The organism is Polyangiaceae bacterium (assembly GCA_016715885.1).
Taxonomy (GTDB): Bacteria; Myxococcota_A; Polyangia; order Polyangiales; family Polyangiaceae; genus Polyangium.
On record JADJXL010000025.1, the window covers coordinates 254430 to 275359 of the forward strand.

General features: G+C 61.0%; 17 protein-coding genes. 4 read left to right on the plus strand and 13 right to left on the minus strand.

The window, feature by feature from the left end:
• Positions 1–4 precede the first annotated feature (4 nt).
• The 3 genes from IPM54_36055 to IPM54_36065 are packed head-to-tail and all read left to right on the plus strand — an operon-like array spanning position 5 to position 3146.
• Positions 5–1252, plus strand: coding sequence for an aminotransferase class I/II-fold pyridoxal phosphate-dependent enzyme (locus IPM54_36055; GenBank protein MBK9265183.1), 1248 nt, complete (start codon positions 5–7; stop codon positions 1250–1252).
• Entirely contained in the window at positions 1249–1920 is a 672-nt protein-coding gene (locus IPM54_36060) for a hypothetical protein (protein MBK9265184.1), read from the plus strand. Before IPM54_36055 ends, IPM54_36060 begins: the two co-directional genes overlap by 4 nt.
• Positions 1917–3146, plus strand: a complete 1230-nt coding sequence (locus IPM54_36065) for a sulfotransferase (GenBank protein MBK9265185.1) — start codon at positions 1917–1919, stop codon at positions 3144–3146. The genes IPM54_36060 and IPM54_36065 overlap by 4 nt, the downstream gene beginning before the upstream one ends.
• Before the next feature lie 38 nt (positions 3147–3184).
• Here the strand turns inward: IPM54_36065 and IPM54_36070 are convergent, their stop codons facing one another.
• The 5 genes from IPM54_36070 to IPM54_36090 form a co-directional block, all read right to left on the minus strand.
• The gene (locus tag IPM54_36070; GenBank protein ID MBK9265186.1) at positions 3185–3841 is read right to left on the minus strand and encodes a hypothetical protein; all 657 of its coding nucleotides are present in this window, start codon (positions 3839–3841) and stop codon (positions 3185–3187) included.
• A gap of 142 nt (positions 3842–3983) precedes the next feature.
• The gene (locus tag IPM54_36075; GenBank protein MBK9265187.1) at positions 3984–5519 is read right to left on the minus strand and encodes a hypothetical protein; all 1536 of its coding nucleotides are present in this window, start codon (positions 5517–5519) and stop codon (positions 3984–3986) included.
• 10 nt (positions 5520–5529) lie between these two features.
• Complete coding sequence (locus IPM54_36080) at positions 5530–6348, minus strand: hypothetical protein (protein ID MBK9265188.1); 819 nt, start codon at positions 6346–6348, stop codon at positions 5530–5532.
• Between the two features lie 2 nt (positions 6349–6350).
• Positions 6351–7691 carry a DUF1549 domain-containing protein gene (locus tag IPM54_36085; GenBank protein MBK9265189.1) on the minus strand — a complete coding sequence of 447 codons (1341 nt, stop codon included), beginning with the start codon at positions 7689–7691 and terminating at the stop codon, positions 6351–6353.
• Positions 7688–9112, minus strand: coding sequence for a hypothetical protein (locus IPM54_36090; protein ID MBK9265190.1), 1425 nt, complete (start codon positions 9110–9112; stop codon positions 7688–7690). The genes IPM54_36085 and IPM54_36090 overlap by 4 nt, the downstream gene beginning before the upstream one ends.
• Before the next feature lie 108 nt (positions 9113–9220).
• Here IPM54_36090 and IPM54_36095 point away from each other — a divergent pair, with 108 nt between their 5' ends.
• The gene (locus IPM54_36095; protein MBK9265191.1) at positions 9221–10750 is read left to right on the plus strand and encodes a hypothetical protein; all 1530 of its coding nucleotides are present in this window, start codon (positions 9221–9223) and stop codon (positions 10748–10750) included.
• Positions 10751–10793: 43 nt separating this feature from the next.
• On the opposite strand, the gene IPM54_36100 is transcribed toward IPM54_36095, so the two are convergent.
• From IPM54_36100 to IPM54_36135, 8 genes are all read right to left on the minus strand, one after another.
• A complete protein-coding gene (locus tag IPM54_36100) occupies positions 10794–12299 on the minus strand; it encodes a hypothetical protein (GenBank protein MBK9265192.1) in 1506 nt (501 codons plus the stop codon).
• A complete protein-coding gene (locus IPM54_36105; GenBank protein ID MBK9265193.1) occupies positions 12296–13786 on the minus strand; it encodes a hypothetical protein in 1491 nt (496 codons plus the stop codon). Before IPM54_36105 ends, IPM54_36100 begins: the two co-directional genes overlap by 4 nt.
• Before the next feature lie 16 nt (positions 13787–13802).
• On the minus strand, positions 13803–14801 hold the full coding sequence (locus IPM54_36110; GenBank protein ID MBK9265194.1) for a hypothetical protein: 999 nt from the start codon (positions 14799–14801) through the stop codon (positions 13803–13805).
• A 257-nt stretch (positions 14802–15058) separates the two neighbouring features.
• On the minus strand, positions 15059–17092 hold the full coding sequence (locus IPM54_36115; protein ID MBK9265195.1) for a protein kinase: 2034 nt from the start codon (positions 17090–17092) through the stop codon (positions 15059–15061).
• Between the two features lie 120 nt (positions 17093–17212).
• The gene (locus IPM54_36120; protein ID MBK9265196.1) at positions 17213–17755 is read right to left on the minus strand and encodes a hypothetical protein; all 543 of its coding nucleotides are present in this window, start codon (positions 17753–17755) and stop codon (positions 17213–17215) included.
• Positions 17755–18354 carry a hypothetical protein gene (locus IPM54_36125; GenBank protein ID MBK9265197.1) on the minus strand — a complete coding sequence of 200 codons (600 nt, stop codon included), beginning with the start codon at positions 18352–18354 and terminating at the stop codon, positions 17755–17757. Before IPM54_36125 ends, IPM54_36120 begins: the two co-directional genes overlap by 1 nt.
• A complete protein-coding gene (locus tag IPM54_36130) occupies positions 18354–20456 on the minus strand; it encodes a DUF3570 domain-containing protein (protein ID MBK9265198.1) in 2103 nt (700 codons plus the stop codon). Before IPM54_36130 ends, IPM54_36125 begins: the two co-directional genes overlap by 1 nt.
• Positions 20435–20830: a hypothetical protein gene (locus tag IPM54_36135; protein MBK9265199.1), complete on the minus strand. Its 396-nt coding sequence runs from the start codon at positions 20828–20830 to the stop codon at positions 20435–20437. Before IPM54_36135 ends, IPM54_36130 begins: the two co-directional genes overlap by 22 nt.
• Between the last annotated feature and the right edge of the window lie 100 nt (positions 20831–20930).

Genomic DNA, 20930 nt, shown 5'->3' on the forward strand with positions numbered 1-20930 from the left:
TATCATGGAACCGACGAACGATTGGAAGCAGTACGATTTGAGCCATTTTCGCACGACGACGGGGGATGACCTATTCGACGTGCACGATCATTTCGCAAGGTGGAGCAATGGCTCGCGACCTGGAGGTTATGATCTGTACTTGCAATCCTTGTCGACGGCGCCCCGCCCGCAAGTAAAAATGGGCGAAGACCGCCAAAGTCTGCTCAATCTGGCATCGTACAATTATTTGGGGTTGTCGTATCGTCCCGAAGTGATTGCGGCGGCAACGGAAGCGCTCGGTCGTTATGGGCTCGGTGCGGCAGGATCCCCTCATTTGAGTGGACTCCTCGAGCTGCACGAGGAATTCGCGAGAGAGTTGGCGGACTTCAAAGGGGTCGAAGCAGCGCTGCTTTTTCCGAGCGGATATTCGGCCAACATCGGCGCCATTTCTGCGCTCGTCGGGACGAACGATTGGGTCATTGCGGACATGAATGCGCATGCAAGCATCGTGGATGGGTGTGTGTTGGCGCAGGCGAAGCTGTCCTTGTTCCGGCACAACGACATGCATAGCTTGGAAAAACGTTTGTCTGGGGCATCCGGCCGCAAACTGGTGATCGTCGAAGGGGTGTATTCGATGGACGGTGACATCGCGCCTCTCGACGAGGTCGTTGCGCTTTGCAAACGGCACGGTGCACGCGTCATGGTCGACGAGGCGCATTCGGCTTTCGTGTACGGCGAGCACGGCAAGGGGCTGGTCGAGCATTTCGGTGTCGAGAACGACGTGGACGTCCATTTCGGCACGCTCTCGAAGAGCCTTGGAGGAATGGGCGGCTATGTGGCCGGCTCTCGTTCGATGATCGATTACGTGCGAGCATACGCGCGTTCGCAGGTGTTTTCGTGTGCATTGTCGCCGCCGGTGGTGGGGGGCTTGCACGAGGCGCTTCGGATCGCGCGTCGGGAGCCCGAATTGCGCGCACGCCTGTGGGCAAACGTCGCGGCCATGCGTGAAGCATTGCTCGCGGAAGGCGTCGACATCGGCGAATCGACGTCGCAAGTGATTCCAATCATGGTGCGGCAAGACAATGGCATTTTTCCGATTGCGCGCGAATTGGAACGAGCAGGCGTGTACCTCAATCCCATTCTATACCCAGCGGTGAAACGACAACAATCGCGGTTTCGAGTGTCGATTTCGGCCGCACACGATCCGGCGGATCTTCGCAATGGGGCGCGGATCATCGGGCGGGTGCTGCGCGAAGCGGGGGTGACTCGATGACCCGGTATGGTTTTCGCCAAGCGCTGGGAGGGTTTTTCCTGGCGCGCTCTTCCACACTGCAATCATTGCTGCCAAGTGGCCTGCATCCGCACGACGTTCGTCCGGCGCACGGCGTGCTCGCAATCACCGCGTTCGACTTCGTGCATAGCGAGGTTGGACCCTACGGAGAGCTCGTCCTGTCCGTGCTGGTTCCGCCCTTTGCTCAGCGGGGCAATCCGTTGCCCCATGCAGCTTGGTTCCCCATTGCGCTGGCCACCACGACGCCCGCTTCGCGCGCGCATGCAACGGAGCGCTGGCTGCTTCCCAATTACGAACGATGCTTCGATATCGATTTTTTGCGGCAAGGATCTCGGCGCAGCGTCGTCCTTCGCGATAGCGGCCAAGATATCCTCAGACTCGATGTCGAGCGCCGTCGGCCTGCGCCCGCAACGCGGCTTTATCAGGCTTTTTCCGCCCAGCAAGGCCGGGTGTACCGCGTCAACTTGCACATTTCGGGAGAGCTCGACGAGCATCAAGACGAAACGGGGCGTCTCGAGCTGCACCATCACGAATTCACGACCCGCCTCGATGATATTTTGATCGATGATGCGCCCATCGCGGAGCAATCGATGGAGTCGGGTGAGCAACGATTTGCCGATCTCGAACCACACACGCTGGAGCAAACATGAGCACCGCGGCACCCATTGGTTTTCAAATCATGCCATTGCCTCGGTGGCTGCGTGTCGCCAACGGCGCGGCAGCGATCGTAAGTGGCGAGCGCTGGGAATTGACGCCCGAGCGATTCATGACGGCCGCGGGTCATGCTGCGGGGCTGCCGCCTGAATTTCCGGCGCACGTCCACGAAGCGCTCGAGGTATTATGCAAATCGCTGCGGGACGATGCGAAGTTGCATTGGTTTGGCACGGCCAATACCGAGGATCTGCTCGTCACGGGGCTGGCTGAAATGTTGCGCGTCGAAAAGATGTTTGCCGATGATCCATCGCTCGCCAAAACGCCGCTGTTGTCGCCGGTCATCGTGACGGGGCTGCCACGTTCGGGAACGACATTTCTTCACCGGCTATTGTCGGCATCGCCCGATGCGATAGGCGTGCCGATGTATCGACATGTCTACCCGACGCGACCTGAGCCCTTCGATTATCGTTTGAGACTGACGCAGGTCAAGTTTTTCCCTTGGCTTGCCGCGAGCAAGGTGTATGGCCTCGACGCCATTCATTACGTGCGCCCGGAGCTCCCCGACGAATGCAACTTCGGAATGCGTTTGGCCGGACGATCAATCATCTACTGGGCCACGAGTCCGGTACACACGTATTTGCGTTGGCTCTTGACGCAGGATCTACGCGAGGGTTACCAACTTTATCGAAAGGTGCTCATTTTGCACCAACGCGCCAATCCCGGGCGGCGCCTGACGCTCAAGTGCCCCCATCATCTTGCCTGGCTGCCGGCGCTCACGGAAACACTTCCCGAGGCAATCATTGTGCAGACCCATCGAGATCCTGTGGAGGTCGTGCCGTCGGAATGCAAACTGATCTTGTCACTGCAAGGTCTTTCGGTTCGTGAGATCGACGTGCAGCGAACCGTCGAATCGAATCACCTCAAGGTGGTCACGTATGCGGAGCGGTCTGCTGCTTTTGCCGATACGGACGCGGGGCGGCGGATCCTGCATCTCGATTACCGAACGCTCGTCCGAGATCCGGTAGGAGCAGCTGCCGATATCCACCAGCGGGCAAACCTGCCGTTCACGTCCGCGCATCGAAATACGCTCGGCAGGTTTGCTGCGGAAAATCGCCAGCACAAACACGGCAAACATGTGTACAGCTTGGGCGAGTTCGGCTTGGATGAAGCCAAAATCAAACGAGAATTCGCTGCCTATCGCGAGCGGTTTCTCCGTGCCTGACGTGCTCGTTACGGGCGGTACGGGACGCACCCAGCCGGTCATCCTGGCACGCAGTTTCCGGGGCTATCGGGCGCATCGCAATCGAAATTGCACGGACAAACGACGGCCCCTTGGCATTTCATTCCAGGTCCGCATTCGGCGTCCACCCAGCACGCACCGAATACCGGCTGCTTGCAGACGTGCTCGACGCACGGCACGTACATTTCGTCGCCGCAATCGATATCGGCAATGCAGCAGCCAGGCGCGAGCGAACAGCCGTAATTGCCTGAATCCGAGCACGAACACGAACACGCGCCAATTTGAAGCGCGCCGTTTGGCGCACCATTGCACGTTGCGCACACGAACGATTCACAATTACCAATACACGCTGCCTCGGGTTTACAGGTCCAGCCATTATCGCAAACTTCGCATTGCAGCGGAGGTCCCCAGCACGTGCCTGGTGGGCACGTATCCATGTCGACGGTGTCGGGCGGACACTTCCACGCGCCATTCTTGCATTCGGCCGCCGATGCCGCATCCGAACCGCAACCCCAGACGCAAGTGGGACCGTTTCCTGCGCAGGTGCCTCCGCCGCTGGATCCCGTAGAGCTACTGGCAGCGCCCGATCCGCCCGTACCCGCAATCTCCACGCTGCTACTGCATGCCGGCGCGCAGAAAAGAGTTGTGCCAAGAAAAACGATCGAAGTGGTTCGCATGTGCCAACCATATCATGCAAGGCCGTCGCGCAGTTACGCCTCATGCGCGGGTATACAAACGCTGGCCCGTTCTCGATCTGCAACCGGACAGATCGCGAACGGGCCAGTTTTTTGGACGGGGGGTTTGACGGCCTAAATTCGATTAGACCGGCGGATTGGGATTCACGAGTGACGTGATGTCCGGGCCTTTGTAGAATTCCTTGACCTTCTTCATGTCACCCTTGGCGACGGCATAAAGAACGGCCGCGCTTGCCGCATGCACCGACGATTGGCCATTGTAGGGAATTTCCGTTCCGTTCGTCGGGTCGATACCCATTGCCTTGTTATCGGTACGGGGATGACCATGCCAACCCGAAGGAATGTATCCATTGCCCATGACGTAGAGCCAATTCGAATTGCCAGGCGTGGAGTCTTTCCAGCCGGGCCGCGAGAGCGGATCGTGCGGATGATCCCCATGCACCGTGAGAATGACCGTCTTGTCGAGGGACTTCGTCGTGCAAGCTGGATCGACGGTCGTTGCGAGGTCTTTGTAGAACCTATCGAGCGCCATGCCCCAGTATTTGATGACGGTATGCGCCCCAGGCAGGTCGCTGAACGTGTCGTGCGGATCGGTGAAACCCGCGCCACCGCCGGCTTCGGGAATGGTGCCAATGAGGACCTGGTTCGTCAGGCCAAGCGCGAATGCTTTTTTCGTGATGATGAGCGCTTTGGCCATGTTGATGACGCGTTCTTTGGCCGGCGCGCCATTGTTGTTGATGCTGTACCAATCGGCAGCGGGCGTGGCCATCATTTGATCGACGCCGTAGAAGGCCAGGTCCGCAGCGCTCGGCATGAGCTCTTTGGAGAGGTTTTTGCCGATGAGGTTTGCGGCCTTCTTGGCAATGTCGAGCTCGCGCGCCCAGGTGGGTCGCCCAGCCGCTTCGCGCAAGCCCAAAATGGCCTTGTAATAGGTTTCGAAGGTCGCTTTGTCCTTTTCCGCCAAGAGAATGACTCGAGCGGCCGCGCTGTTGAACAAATCGACCATGGCATCGGCGCTCGGCACGACGGCGAGGGCCGGAGCGCCTGGAGCATTTCCCATCGATGCGGGTGCCACGCCAATCGAAGGCAAAATCGACGTCGTCGTTCGCTGAAGCGACGCAATGGCCGCAAAGAGGGTGACGCTGCCGCCGGCAATGCCGTCGTCTGCACCTTGCGCGTTACCCGGCAACGCACCGGCAATGGTGACTTGCCGCAATGGCTTTCGATGATGCACGACGGGATCGGCCACGAGGAACGCCGACATGGGGCGCGTAGGCGCTCCTGCTTCGATGAAGGGAGAGTCCGGGCCATAATAAAATGGTTTGTCCCCGGGACCGTTTTGGAAATAGGGTTTGTCCCCATTGTGCATGAACCCTTCGCCGATTTTGCTGTAAGCAAAGGTGGGGTTCATGGCCATGGCCACGTCGGGAAGTGGCCACATGAGTGTCCACTGGCAGAAGTTACCACCACCAGCGATGATACCGACGTGCCGGTTCGTCTCGGAACAGGAATCGGCGGCGAGGGCCGTGCCGCCTTCGTCCGCGAGGAAATTCAGGAACTTGGACCGCTCGAGGCCAAACCCCGCAGCGGCAATGGCCATGAATTTCAAAAAGTTACGGCGCTCCGGGCCGCGCAGGTCTTTCAGCTTGTAGTTCGCCATGGCCCGTCTCCTATTGGCACGTATGCGCCGCAGCCAGGAATGCCGCGACGGTGATCTTTTTGCGGTTTTCGAGTTCGGCCGGAGTGGCCTCCGAGATCATGAGATTGCACAGCGTCAGATCTTCATCGAGCGCCGGACGTCCCATGATGCAGCTCAGCGCATTGTAATCGCATTTGTCCGTGACAGGGTCGAACATGGGATTGCCGACGCCATTGATTTGGCATTCGGGCATGTTCTGGATGTTGGCGATGATTTGCGGAGCTGCCTGAACGAAGATGTCGAACATCTTCGTTGCCGACGAAATCGTATAGTAATACGATTCGCCCATACGCGCGTCGTAGTTGGCAAGACCGAGCGCGTCTTTGGTCGATGCCGCATTGTACAATTCGCCCGCCGAAGGCACTCCACCCTGTCCCGGAGTCGCCATGTTGACGCCGCGCGAAACGAGGAATTCGCCGAGGGCGGTGTAGCTGAGCTTGCTGCACGAATGCAAGCGCGTGCGCACGTCCGGAGGGCCCTCCGATGCGCGTTGCTTCAGGATCTCGAACGGATCTGCCTGCCCCGACTGTGTCGGTTCGTTGGGGTGATGGAAGTTGTTATCGGGGTTTTCGCTGGTTTCAGGATCGCCTGCCGATTGCGCTCCCGAGCCACCGGCACCCGTACCGCCACCTCCAGCGCCGCCATTTCCGCTGCTGCTCGAGCTCGCGCTGACAAGGCTCGGCTCGCAATCGTCACCCACCGGATCCGATGAGCCCACGCATGCGGAGAAGCCGAAGCCGACCGTAAAGAAGACGCCGGGCAGTGCCCAGCCAATCAATGTCCTCGCCATGATTAAAACCTCACGAAGTCGTCGTGGACGAACACGGCTCGGAGCGTGTTGCGTAGGATGTAGCCATTCGCCTTGAAGTCGTTGACGAGCGATCCGATGACGCTATCGGGTGCATCGCCGAGATCATAAACGGCATCGCCCTTCGAGAACGCGTAGTTCCACATGCGCAGCACGGCGCACCGGGCGATTTCGTCGTCGGCGGCCATTTGCTGCCCGAATTCGGCGACGTTCGCAGCGGGTTTGCCGAACTTCCACGCCGTCGTTTCACCCGGCACGAGGTAGTCGGACATTTTCGCCAGCGGATTGCCCTCGACGGGAACCGCGACGGAGAATTCCAAAATGCCATCCATGCCCACCGTGGGCTCGACGTATTTGCCCATGTCGTCGTAGCGCGCGAAAATCGGCGTGCGATGGTTCATCGTCGTATGGCAGTTGGCGCAGATGGCAGCCGTCGTGTCTTGGAAGGCGATGCGACCGCCATTGGACAGGTCGCCAATCGATTCGAACGGCCACGGTGACGTGTAGCTGCCAGCACCTTTTGGAACGGGCATCGAGCTCCATTCGGCCGGCAGCTTGCGACAGGTGAACGTTTCTTGAATGAATCGTGTGCGACGGAAAGCGAGCGCGCTGGCGTATTGGTACATGAGCCCCGCGTCGGAGAGCACGCCTGCCGTGAGCGGCCCATTGGGACAATCCGCTGGAGTAAACGTGCCTGCCATCGGGTCGAACGTGGGACACGTGCCGCTCGCCGCCGTGAACATGAGGCGGTAGTCGAGGCCTTCGGTGATGATCTGCGCGGCGAAATTCGGGGCGCCATCGCGATTTGGAACGCCGCCGGCCGCCGCTCCGCCGGAACGGAACGTGTTCTTCCAGAACTCGACCATCGCTGCTGCGAAACGCGGCGAATTCATGAATTCGTCGACGAGCTTTTCGTACGTGGCTTTCGGGTCCGGCGAGAGCCGCACGTCTTCCATCTGCGCAAGCGTCGGCAGCTTGCCAACGAGCTTGATGCTCGCCGTGCGCAACGCTTCGGTGTATGAAATCGCGCGCGCATCGAGGGTGGGATTGCCCGTAGCCGTGCCGGACGAACTGCTGCTGCTGCTGCCGCTCGCCACCGCACCACCCGTGCCCGCGCCTGCGCTACCCGTGCTACCGGCCGCTCCTCCCGTCGCGCCGCCACCCGTACCTCCTGCGCCGCCCGTATCGGGTGGACAGGGCTGGGCGCCGTTCGGGCCGCCGAGGAGCTTATTAGGATCCTCGTTGCCGCCGCACGCGAATAGGCCCAGCATCAGGCCCGCGAGCGCCGCTCCTTTCCACGCTATATTGCCAAGGTTCATCATCATTGCTCCGCCAGGATCCAAGGCGTCACTGCGTCCTTGAATGCGTTGTATTGGTTATAGTCCCCATCGAATTTGTATTTGTGCACGACGATCTGTGTCGGATCGGTCACGAGCAGAATCTGGCTATCCGCCGGAACGCCAGGCTTGATGCGCGCACGCACCTCGATACAAGCCGCCGTCGGTGTCGCCGCATTGAGCTCCGACAAGTTCATCGTGCCCTTGGCTTGCGGATCCGTTCCGCCATGACACTTCATCATGCACGTCTGCATTTTCGGCACGACGACCGTCTGGAACGTTGCAATGTCCTTGCAACCCGTTCCTCCGCCTGCATTACCCCCATAAACCTCGATGAGCTCGAAGGCCAAACCCAAATACGAACCTTTCTTCCAGTTCGTCAGGACGACCTCTCCCGTTCCCAACTTCGGATTGCCGTCGATCGTGAACGTCTGATCGATGTTCGAGAAACTATCGACCGGATCGGGATCCGCGGGAGCGCCAGGTGGATATACGGTGAACAAGGGGTGGACGATGTGCAGGGGTTTGTCCGCGACCGTGTGCACCGTGATGTTCGTGAGCCAAAGCATCGTCGGTTCGTCGCTCGTTCCGCCGATCGCCTTGGCATTGAACGATATCGATGCATATTCGAAGTCTGGCCCGAGCTCCGACAAGTAAAGGGTGTTGAATGCCCCACCACCAATCGGTTTGAAAGGTTTTACCGCGGGCCCAATCTCTTCGACTGCGTCGGGCGCGTTCTGTGATTCCGCCGTGAGCCAAATGATCGCGTCAGGCTTGATTTCGGCCGGAAACGGCGGAGCCTCGCCCCCACCATGTGTGGGCTGATCGGGATGCGTCAACAAGATGCTTTCAGCAGGCGTCGCCGTGATGATTCCCGGCCACGACGTAATGCTGTTGTACCGCTCCTCGGGCGTGCTTCCCGCAATGAATGGCGCATCGGCCGAACCGTTTTCCTTGTGGCAAATGTAGCAATTGCCCTTGAGCTCCGGTTCGATCTTCAAGAACAGCTCATAAGGTGTCGGCCCCGCAGGACCACCACCTCCCGCACCTCCTCCACCTCCTCCACCAGCCCCAGCCATACCAGCGGACCCGGTGGCACCCGTGCCCCCGTTCGATTCAGGACCACAAGCGCCAAGCAACGCGCCGGACACGCCGATCGCCAAGAGTGCACCAAGCAGAGATCCGCGCCGAGCTACTGCCGGTTTCTCGAAAGAAACCCGAGCAGCGTCCGAGCACGACGACGATTTCTCCGACGACGGTTCATTTCGAGCAGCCGAATTCGGTTCCATGAGCAAGTATCGCCAACGTCCGAGGGGGTCGATGCAAAACCACTCGGAAAAACCAGGTTCTCGAAACGGATGTTCACCGCTGCATCGAGCGACGTGAACATCATAAAACGTGCGACCCACCTTCCCGCTCGTCAACGGCAAGACAGGCCGAAGAGCCCATTATGAGTGATTCTTCACCCGATGGGAAGGAATTCTTGCTGCTCGAACGATTTCCTGTTACCGGAAGTCATGCTGCCCCGCGTCGCGGCGGTCGGCCCGAAGTCCGCCTTCGCCGCCGCATTCGCCGCTCTTTCTCTCGCCAACTGCGTTCTCATCGCCGAAGTCGACTACGGCCTCATCCCGGACGAAGCCGGCGGAAGCGGTGGCGCTCCCGCATGCGCCGTCGATAGCGATTGCTCCGACGACTCGTCCTGCACCGACGACCGATGCGAATCCGGCACGTGCTCACATACGCCGCTCGCCGAAGGAACCGCGTGCGATGGCGTAACGTGCGTTCAGACGGGCACGTGCAGCGCTGCCGGCGAGTGTGTCGTCGTGCCCATCGCGCTCGACGACGGCGATGGCTGCACGACGGATGCTTGCGATCCGCAATCGGGCGCGATCACCCACGTGCCCGTCGACATCGACGACGACGTCGCTTGCACGACCGATGCGTGCGATCCCGCGACAGGCGCGATCACGCACGATCCCACGAGCCCAGGGTGTTTGCCATGGCAAACGTTGCCCACGACCGGCGCTCCATCCGCTCGGCAGCAACACTCTGCCGTGTGGACTGGATCGAAAATGATCATCTGGGGCGGCAGTGGTCCCCCGGGCCAGCCCGTGCTCGATACGGGCGCCGTGTACGATCCGACAAACCGCTCGTGGTCCCCCGTGTCGCAGTCGGGCGCTCCCTCGGCAAGACACTCGCATCAAGCCGTATGGACCGGCTCCAGAATGCTCGTGTGGGGCGGCTTTGGCGATGGTGCGGTCGCCACGGGCGGCGGCATGTACGACCCCGAAACCGACACGTGGTCGTCCATGACGACGACGGGCGAACCCACGCCGCGCATCAGGCATTCGGCGATCTGGATCGACAGCCGCATGTTCGTATTCGGAGGCCTCGCGAACAACGTTCCCATCGCGCAAGGTGCCGCGTTCGATCCTATGACAAACACGTGGACAAACCTTCCCACCGCGGGGCAACCCATGGGGCGGTTCAACCACACGGCCATCTGGACCGGTGATCGAATGATCATCTGGGGCGGCCAAAACTACTCCGATTGGCTCTGGACCGGCTCGTCCTACAACCCGTCGACCAACGCCTGGATGGGACCAACCCCCGGGGCAAACGTTCCCGAAGCGCGCGAACAGCAATCCGCCGTGTGGACAGGATCAAGCATGCTCGTGTGGGGCGGCTGGAACGGCGGCGATTATCTCAATACCGGCGGCACGTTCGATCCGGCCACGTCCACTTGGAAAACCACGTCCACCACGGGAGCTCCCGTGGGCCGCGCCGAACAAAGCGGCGTGTGGACCGGGACGAGCTTGCTCGTTTGGGGCGGCTGCGGCACCGACCTCTGCGGCACGCTGTATGGCGATGGCGGCATCTACACGCCCGACGCCAGCGGCGGCTCGTGGGTGCTCATCCCCGAAGTCGGCGCGATGCCTCCACGGCGCAGACACACCACCGTGTGGACAGGATCCAGCATCATCGTGTGGGGTGGTCGCGACAAATCCGGCAGCGTCATCGCAACCGGCGGCGAAGCGAAGCTGTAGTGCCGAGACAAACCATGACCTGGTCACTCGTGTGACCAGGTCTCTACGGCACATCGAGACGGCGCGCCCGCACGAGCGTCGTGAGAAACACGCGCAGCGATCCCTTGTCGTATTCCGACAACGCCGCATACGCATCGCGCGCCGCCTGCGCCTCACCACCATGCGCAAGAATCGCAAGGCTCACCGTCTGCGCGCGTGCATCGTGTAAATACGGACGACTGCGCATGATGCCCCACAGCGGAGGCGTCACGAAAAACCGCTTCATGATGCCCTGTTCAGCACGCGCATCCGCAAGCACCGGACCCATGTCGTGTCGCTTGAGATCGCTGTACAGGTACACGCGCAAGGTCCCCGGAACACTCGTCGAGATCCGCGGCTCGACGCCGTCCTCGGCCAAGTCCACTTCGACGGGCGGCCCGCCCTCACGGTTCGTCAAGACATACTTCGTGTTTTCGAGCGGCAGCGATCGCACATGACAAGCATCGCAACCGAGTGATGTGAACAATTGATCACCCTTGGCGAGCATCGTGAAGTGGTCGGTGAGGATCGGCGGCGAAGCAATGGGCACTTCTTGCATCGCCACGAAAAGCGTCAGTGCAGTGACCTGCCCTTCGGTGATTTCGCTGGTGACTCCATCCCCATCCGGGTCTGTCCCTCCAAACGGTCCGATACGATCGGGCGAGCCATGCGCAACGACGAACGTCGATTGCATGCCGTGATGAATGAGCAGCTCTTCCTCGACGATGTCGCGTATCGAAGCAAACCGCCCCTTCCAGCCGAAAGGTTTGACGACGAGATCGGCATCGATGCCTTCGAGCTTCGTGCCATCGGTGCTTCCATCCGGCCGCGCCTCGATTTCGCCAAAAGAAACACCCTTGGCGACGAGTTTGTCGCGTACGGGTTTTCCGGATGCCTTTGCTTTTGCAAGCATGGCCGTTCGCGCTTCCACGAGCTCCGCCGTCATCTCGCGCCCGAGCAGCTCCACGATGCCCGCGCCTACCAGCGAGCGCGGATTGCGCACGAGCGCTGAAGCCTGCGTATCGCCATCGCCATCGATGTACGCATTGTCGGCGGCATCCCCCGCCCCGCCCGGACCACCTCGCCAATGACACGCCGCGCACTTGATGGCATCCGGTCCGCCGCGCTTCCCTTTATGAAACCGCCCGACACGCGGAAGATCCTTTGCGCCGTATCCAATCTCGGGCGTGAACGTGACGTTGAATAACTGCGCACCTATTTGAAAAAGCTCGGACGGTGCAAAGGAACGAGCGTCGATCGCCGATTGTTCGATACGCGTCGACCTCCAGAGAAAACCCGGATCGACGGCGTCTTGGAATCGATACTCGCGCCGCAAGGCATCACGTTCGAGCGACCGGTACGCTTGTTTCTCGAGGTCCGGATCGAGCTCGCTCGTATGCATGCCGAGCGGCTCTGCTGAACCTTTCGACGAGCTCGGTTTGGGCGACGGTTCGAGCGAGCAAGCAGATGCCGCGCCCACGGCTGCCGCAATGGTCAACGCGAAGAGGAGCGAGGTGCGCGCGGCCCTCATGGCAGCACCACCAATCTCGATTCACGTGTGAGTGACAAGAGAAAAACGTGTAGGTCTTTTTTCGCGTCTTCGCCCAGCGCGACGAATGCATCGCGGGCATCTCGAGCTTCGCCGCCATGCGCAACGATGGCTTCGGGAATCGTCGTCGCGCGACCGTCGTGCATGTAGGGCGCGGATTCGGCGAGGCCCCACAGCGGCCGCGTGAGAAAAACGCTCCGCGGAATGGTCGTTTCCGGATCATCGTGCGCATCGGCGAGCCCTTCGCCCATGTCGTGGCGTTTCAAGTCGCTGTAGAGCTGCACGGAAAAGCTTCCGCGAGGTTCGTCACCGACCGAAAATATGTTGAACTCGACCGGAGGCGCGCCCGTCGTATCGGGATATTCGCGAAACATGGCCGACTTGAGCAACAAATGCGGCCTATGGCAATCGGCGCACCCGATTTGCTCGAATACGGCCGATCCTTTGGCCCAACGCTCGCGCAGGCCCGGATCGAAGGGCGGCAATACGATGGGCACTTCGAGCATGGCCATGTACACGGCAAAGGCGGTGAGCGCACCTTCTTCGATTTCGCGTTGCACGCCGTCGTCGTCGGGATCCCACCAATCCGGGCCAGGCCCGAGTTTTTCGTGATCTGGTTTGTCTTTCCAACCGAGCGCGAGGACGTGGGATTGGACGCCGAAATGAATGCGCGCGGCGTCTTCGGCAAAACGTCGCAATTTGGCGACCGAGCCTTTCCATCCGAAGGGCTTGATCACGAGGTCCGGATCGACGCCATTTACGTTCGACATTTCGACTTTGCCATCCGGATGTGCCGTGATTTCCCCGAAGGAAACGTCTTTTGCGACGAGCGGCAGCGTGACGGCGCTTCCTTGGGCCGCGGCTTTGGCCAGTGCATTGTCGCGAATGGCGAGCAAATTCGCGCTCATTTCCTCCGCGAGCATTTGCACGAGGCCCAGGCCCAGGACGGCGGGCGCATTGCGAACGTTCGCGGAGGACAGGTGCGCGCCGTCCCCATTTACAAATGCATTTTGCGTAAGTGATCCGGCGCCGTCGGGCCCGCCCACGGAATGGCAACCGGCGCATGAATACGTATCGAAACCGCCTTTTACGCCCGTGTGTATGCGGCGAAGCGGCGGGAGCGAATCATTCCCAGCGCCATCGATTGGACGAAATTCGTGCGTAAAGAAGGCATCACCAAAACGAAACAAATCCTCGGGTTCGGAATAACTATCGTAATGGTCGTCAATCCATTGCTGAACGATGAAAATATGTTCGCGATCGTCGAATTCATTTTCCGCCGCGAGGAATTCTTCGAATCGATCTCGTTCGGAGAGCTCGAGGGCGCCTTCGACGGCTTCGGTGATGGCCGTGGGGGTGGGAGGTTCGCCGTGCGGCCAGGGAATGGGCGCATCGCCCCCGGCAGCAGCGAGGAGGCTGCTGCCGAGGATCGTGACTGCAAGTTGCAGACGAGGACGCGATGCATTCATGCGTGATCCGAAATGGTCACGGCGACATCGGAATGCACTTCTCGTAGCAACAGGGAATCGTGCGCTGGACGTTGCACGGCAGCGTCTGGTCCTGGTGCGGGCCAGGATTCATTGGATCGAAGACGGGGTCGCAATCGAGCTTGCAATCCCACGTGATCGTCCCGCCCATGTTGCAGATGTTGCACCATTCGCCGTCGGCAATGTGACCGGTGTTGTAGTTCCAGTCATTGCAACGTCCGCCGACGCCCGACGGACACATGGCCAGATCGGTCGTGCGCTGCAGCCATACGCCGGTACACGTGCCCGATGGGATCAGCATCCCGAGCTTCGTGAGATCGGGCTGGTGATTCATGGGATTGTTTTCGATCTCTTTCCACTGGTCATAGTCGCACATGCCGAAGCCACCGAGCGCTTGGCAAGCGGCCGCCGCGGCGTCGAGACCAATTTGGCCGTTGTACGCGAATGCGCCATTCTGCGGTGCCGCGAAACCAGCCACGATGAGCTTGCCGACGCAAGGATCGACCATACCGCTGCTGGAGCTGGAGCTCGAGCTGGCCGGAATGCCGCAATCGCCCGGACACATCTCGTCGCCGTCGCACATTTCGGGCGCTTGAACGATGCCATCGCCGCAATACGGCAATTTGCAATTGTTGTTGCAAGTATCGTTCGCGACGCAATTACCGTCGTCGCATTCTTCGCCCATGTCGACGTTACCATTGCCGCACGTGGGTGGCGTGTTCGCGGGTCTGTCGCAAACGCTGCCGCCACCGGAACCACCGCCGCCACCCATACCGCTGCTGCTGCTGCTCCCGCCACCGCAGGTGCACGTGTCGTACACGCCGCTCGCCTGGCACGTTTGCACACCCATGTTGCCATCCGTGCAGAGACACGACTGCGTCGAATTCGGTACGCAGGTGCCGCCGGATTGCTGGTCGCTGCCGCATGCCTGCAAGGCGAGTGCGGAAAAAGCAAACGTGATGGCGGGAATGAGAATGGATTTGATCAAGCTACGCATTGGTTGACTCCCGGTGCTTTGCCCCTGTGACGATACGAAAGGATGCGCCCGTTCAGGTAGTTAAACGGAACCGCTGCAAGGGGTCAACAGCTAATCTGGAGAAAAAGTAGCGTAGCGTGATGCGCACCGCGGAGGATGCATTTGCCCGACCAGGCGGCTTGACGCAACGCATGCAACAGCAGCGCGTAATGGGTCGCAATGGCGGCCGCGGAGGTATTCAGGCGCCAATAACCGAGGAATGGAGCGCAAGGCTTCTTTTATTGGAGCTTGAACATCGCCATCGCCGTTTCGCCGGGTTTTATGATGACGCTGCGCGATTTCTGAGCACCACTGGCGGGTTTGCAACTGACCGAATACGTTCCCGGCGGCATTGAAAGCTTGAGCTGCGAGCTCGTACCTTTCGACGCTCCATTGACCGAAAACGCACACGAGCCACCAACGGCAACGGCGACGAGCGTGCCATTGCCTCCTCCCGCCGGCGGCGGCGGAGGTGGCGGCGGAGGTGGTGGCGGCGGAGGTGGTGGCGGCGGCGGCGGCGACGTGCCCTTGTTCGTGGTCGCGGGCGGGTTTTTCGCAGTGGAACTGCCTCCACCCGTCGACGGAGGCGCAGCACCACCACCCGAAGGCGGTGGCTGATTTGCGGTGTCAGCCGTATCGGTCGCGGTCGGCAGCGCCGCAACGGGGTCCGCCGTCGTCGTGGGAGCGGTTTGTCCCGGCGTGGCAGCCGCCGACGGAGCATTCACCGCAATCGGGTCAGCACTGTCGCCCGTCGCCGTCGTGCCCTCGGGTTTGTCATCACCACCCCCCACGAAAACGATTGCCAAGAGCGTCGGAATGAGGACCGCCACGGCCGCAATGGCACCGATGACGATGCGTTTGTCGGTTTTCTTGGCAAACGGATTGTCCCCATCCGACGCCGAAAGCACCGACCCCGGCGGCGTCGCCGCATCGGGACCGCGAGAAGCCCACGCAGGAAGCGCAGGACGCGCAGCGTCTGCAGGCAATGCAGGCAATGCAGGCGATGGCGGAATCACCGGCATGGGCGCACCACCGAGCCCCGGGTTCGGCCCGGGAAACGCCGACGGCGAACCCGGCAGTGGCGTCGCCGCGGCCGCGGGCTTGGGCGGCGGCGGACCACCCGCTCCGGCCGCTGGACGCGGCGTCGGCAGCGGCGGTTTGCCCGGTGGCGCCGGCGAGCTTGGAACGAAATCCCCCGCGAGGAACATCGTGCGCTCCATGGGCGCATCACCACCACCGGGCGGCATGAGATCCGCGATGTTCAGCGACGCCGCATTCATCATGCGCGTCGCTTCCTCGCCATCGTCGTCCGCAGGCTTCGCAGCCGCCGGCGGCGGCGGAACCGACCCGGTCTTCTTCTTGTTCGCCGCAGCATGCGTAATCGCACCAATGCGATCGATGAGGACCTGGCCCTCCGCCGTGACGAACGGACGAAGCGCGTGGGCAAACGCGTGCACATTGGCAAACCGGCCCTCGGCTTCCTTGGCCATCGACCACGCGACGATCTGGTCGATCTCGCGCGGCAGGTCGGGCCGCAACTGCGTGATGGGCTGCGGATTGTCCTTCGCGATCTGCAAAAGAAGCGTGGCCATGTCGCCGTCGAATGGCGGCCGGCCCGTCAATACGAAGTAGAGCAATGCGCCAAGCGACCAAACGTCGGCACGCACGTCGATCGTCTTCGATTTGCGAAGCACTTCAGGGGATGCGTACGCGGACAAACCAACGACCGTCGTCGCCGTCATCTCGCCGCCACCAGGCCCCGCAACGTCGCGCATGAGCTTCGATGTGCCAAAGTCGATGAGCTTGACGAGAGGCGATCCTCCAGCACGTGTCGTCACAAACAAGTGCTGCGGCTGCATCTCCCGCAAAATGATGCCGTGCCCGTGCGTCTCGGCCACCGCTTCGGCCGCTTGAAGCACGAGCAGCGATGCCTCCTGCAAAGACAAACGGCCCCGCGTTCTCAGATACGCTGCAAGATCAGTCCCCTCGAGGAACTGGCGAACGAGGTAGAACGTGCCGTCGGGTTGCGTCCCGACATCGATGATGCGCGCCACGTGCTCGGATTCGAGCTTCGCCAAAGTGCGCGCTTCTCGTCGAAAACGTTCGAGCTCCTTGTCGTCGGTCTGCCCGGGTAGGAGCAAACGGATCGCAACACGCTGATCGAACTCGGTGTTGAATGCCTCGACGAGGACCCCATGTCCCCGACCGAGAATGGTCCGAATCCGGAATTTTCCGGCCACCAGGCCGCCGGGGCGAATTTCGTCAGGTCGCATGTTTCGCAGCGCAGCAGATGAGAAACCAGCCGCTCGTACATTGTTGCACGATCACGAGGCGAGTTGGTACTTCCGCGCAAAAGCTTCTTGGGGAGCCAACGATCTTCGAAAAAAATCAGCCTACTTCAAGCGCTCGACAGCAGCAGCGCAACTCGGGCCCACCACCGTTGCGTCCCTGAACTTGAGCCAATCGAGGATGCACTTGTCACCCTCGTCCTGCTCGTTGACGACCTTACCACCCTTGTGCCGTTCGAGTCCTCGAGCCTTGTTGACGAGCAAAAGCTTGTCGGCAGGTGCGCCGAGTTTCTCGACGACCTCCTGCATCGCTTCGGGGTCGAGATTGCACACGGCGGCAAAATTCGACTCCAGCTCGAGAGGCGTCGTCGCCGCACCACCGGCCAGGTTGTTCTCTTCAGGATGCCGCAAACCGAGCTGTCCGTAGAGGCGCATCGGTCGCGTAGGCTGACCATGACAATCGAGCATGCCGCATCGCCGTTCGAGATACGGCGACACGTGCTGGACGAAGACGTCGTGGTTCGGACAGGCAGCCCCTTCGAGCTCGCCCTCGCCCACGCAGCTCCATGCACCCACGCCCATGAGCACGAGCGTGCACGAAGCAAGCACCAATGCCTTGATCCGACGGGGAAAACCTTTCGAGCTCATCACGGCACCCCCGGACACAACTCGGGACTCTCTTCACCATCTTCGACGATGATCACACCGGGACTATCCCGACCAGCTCCGGTGAGGGTCGTGCCCGGACGATCGGCCGAGGGCAACTTGTGACAGTTGGCGCAGGATCCTTCACGGCCAATGATGGACTGCATGCGGCGAGGCGCGTTGCCGACGAAAGACTTGAGTGGAAACGTGATGTCCTCCCAATTGTCTTTCTCGATGTAGAAGTTGCCGGCCGCGTTGGAACAAGCAACGCGTGAATCGCCGCTCGAGTCGTACACGATGACTTTGATCCCCGGCGCAGGCTCGAGCGCCCCGCTCATGGTGTTTTCTTTGAACACCGTGCCACCGATGACGAGCGGCGGTTGCGCTTCGCCATACGTCGAGTGACACACGAGACAGGGTTGTCCGGGCCTGTGCGTCGCGCTCGGACCACCAGAGTCTTCGCCGGGCAAACCATCGATGATCGCTTGCGGGATCGGATCGGTTCCGCAACCGGAGAACGATGCAACCGATGCGCCCAGACAAACGGTGAGCGTCAACGTCGCTCGCACGATGCGCGCGGGCAAACTCGCTGCAATACCCATCAGTCGACCTCCAACTCGAGCGTCGCAGCCGTGAACAAGCCGAGCCGATTCACGACGTAGATGTGATCGAGGTAGCGGCTGTAGAGCCCTTCGACCTGAAGCTGCGCGGAAAGCACACTGGCGAGCGCATAACGCACGCTCACTCCCGCCATGCCGCCAATGAGTGGCCCGAGCTCCCGGTCGCTCGTTCGCAGTTGAGGAATGTTCCAGCCGCCCGTCGGCAAGAGCTCCGCCGTGTACGCGCGTTTCCAAAAACTCACGGGTCCCTGCGCGTTGAAACGAAGGTGCCCACCAAGGCGGAGATCGTCGTTCACGTCGTAGTAAATGCGCCCATCCGTCGTGCTCGCAAGCTGCCCCCAACTGTCGACGTAGAGGCGTTCGTCGCCGCGAATCGTCGCCTTTTCAAAACGCTTCGACGCGCGCCCGAAAAGGGCAAACCGACTGCGTTCCGTCGGGAGCTGTTCCAGAGGGGCAAACGGCAAGCGATTCGATGCGATGAGCTGCGGCGTGGCACCCGACGGGATCTGACCCGCGATCGCCGAAGCGAACATCGGGATGTGACGATACGGCTTCGACGTGTCGCCGAGGATGAACTCGGCCGTCGCGCCACCGACGACAATGGTGCTCGCATCGATGACGAACGACACGCCAGCATCGATCGTGTGCCGGTAGATGTCCTCGCGGAACACGTCGAGCGGCGTATCTGCGCGCCCGAGGATGTCGAAGCCGAAGTTGTACGCGAGCGTCGGAGTGATCATCTTGCTGTGAAGGTCAGTGCTGAAAGAAGCACCCACACCGCGCGCGATGTAGTCGGGCTCGATGGACACGGCGCCGTTTAGCCCAACGCGAGCCGACTTGATCTTGACGTCCCCCGACAAACTGCCCGCGTAACGAACCTCGTTCCACCGTCGAGATGCGGTCGCAACGATGTCCGGTGATGCCGCAGAAACGACGTCGACGACGAAACTCGCACCGACCGACCAACCCGCGGTGGGGTTTTCCCCGGACAAGAACACCGCCGGTGACACGACCGTGACGTCGAAGTTGTCCGAGTAGAACATCGTCTCGAGGCCGGCTTTGAGCGTGAAACCACGGCCTTTACCGCCGGTGTCGATGCAGCGCTGCATGTCGGCGGGCGTGCGAGCGGCCTGCATGCATTGAAAAACGGCGCTGTTGTTCCCTCCCGCACCGCCTTGATCGACGTTGACCGTGATCTGCTCGCCGCGATCGAACGCCTCGGTCGTCTTGTACGCCGCAGGAAACTTACCCCGTTTGCCTTTGGCTTCGATCGTCGCCTTGCCCGGATTGTGCGGGATGGGATTTTTGAGTTTGTCCTTTGGAATCGGTACGCCGTCGACCTTGACCTCGACGTCGGTCCAAGAGCTCGGGATCTGCAGCGTGATGGTCGGCGTATCGACCTTGAGCTGCTCGAGAAATGCCTTGGCCTCCTCGGCGATCTCGAAGGTGCCCTCTTCATTCGCGTATTTCAGCGCGAGCTCGGCATCGTTCTTCGCTTCGAGAAGTTGACCGAGCCCGTCTTCGCACCTGGCGAGCATGAGTTTGCCCGCGGCAAACTCGGAGTCGGCGATGAGCTCGGCCATGCACCCAGCAAAGTCTTTGCTCGCAAACGATGCCTTCGCCGCTTCGACCGCTGCGAGCTGCGCTTTCGTCGCCGGAGGACGCGTGGGCTTCGCCGTCGCTTGTCGTGCTTCGACAAACGCCTGCTCGAGCTCCTTCGTGGCCCACTCTTTGTCGAGCGTGATCTTCGGATCTTCCGTCAGCGCTTTCTCGAATGCCGCTTTCGCATCAGGCAGCTTCTTTTTCCCTGCGCCCTGAATGACACCGATGGCCATGAGGATCTGGGCGCGAACGTTGGGCTCACAAGCCTTGCCCTTGCAGGCATTCAGCGCCGCATTGAGCCGATTGATGGCTTTGTCGTATTTGGCTTCGACAAACTCGTTGTATGCCTCGGTGACTGCAGCAAGCCCCTCGGAGTCCTTGGGTCCGGCAAACGCAGTCGATGGCACGAGCGCCGAGCATGCGAGACCGAGCGCGAGGGCACTCGCCAAAAGCGAATTGGTCAGTTGTCGGGAGCGCCGCACGAGATCCACTCCGCAATCGTGTTGAGTTCCATCAGGCTGAGGGGCGCATCGTCAACCGCGTCGAGCGCACTCACTTTCGGCATCGTCGGGGCACACTTGCCGTACATGTTCATCCCTTCCGCTGGGTCGAGCTTCAGGTTGCACATCATCTTCGACGCCATCGGGTCGCAAGGGACGATGTAGGCATCAGCTTCTTCTTCCAAAAACTTGTGCGCGAGCAGCACTTGCAGCGTCGCCGCAGCATCGCTGGGCGTCATCGCTGGAGGTTGAGCCGCCGCAGGCGCGTGGCATGCCGCGTCCGAACACTTCGCTTTGGTCTCGAGAATTGGAAAGACGTTGTTCGCGAAGCTGACCGCGCAGCCAGCATCCGGCATGCACATGCCAGACGAGGACGACGAGGACGACGACGCGCCAGACCCAGAAGTGCCCCCCACGCTTCCGACGACCTTCGATGGATCGCCGTACTGAGGTATC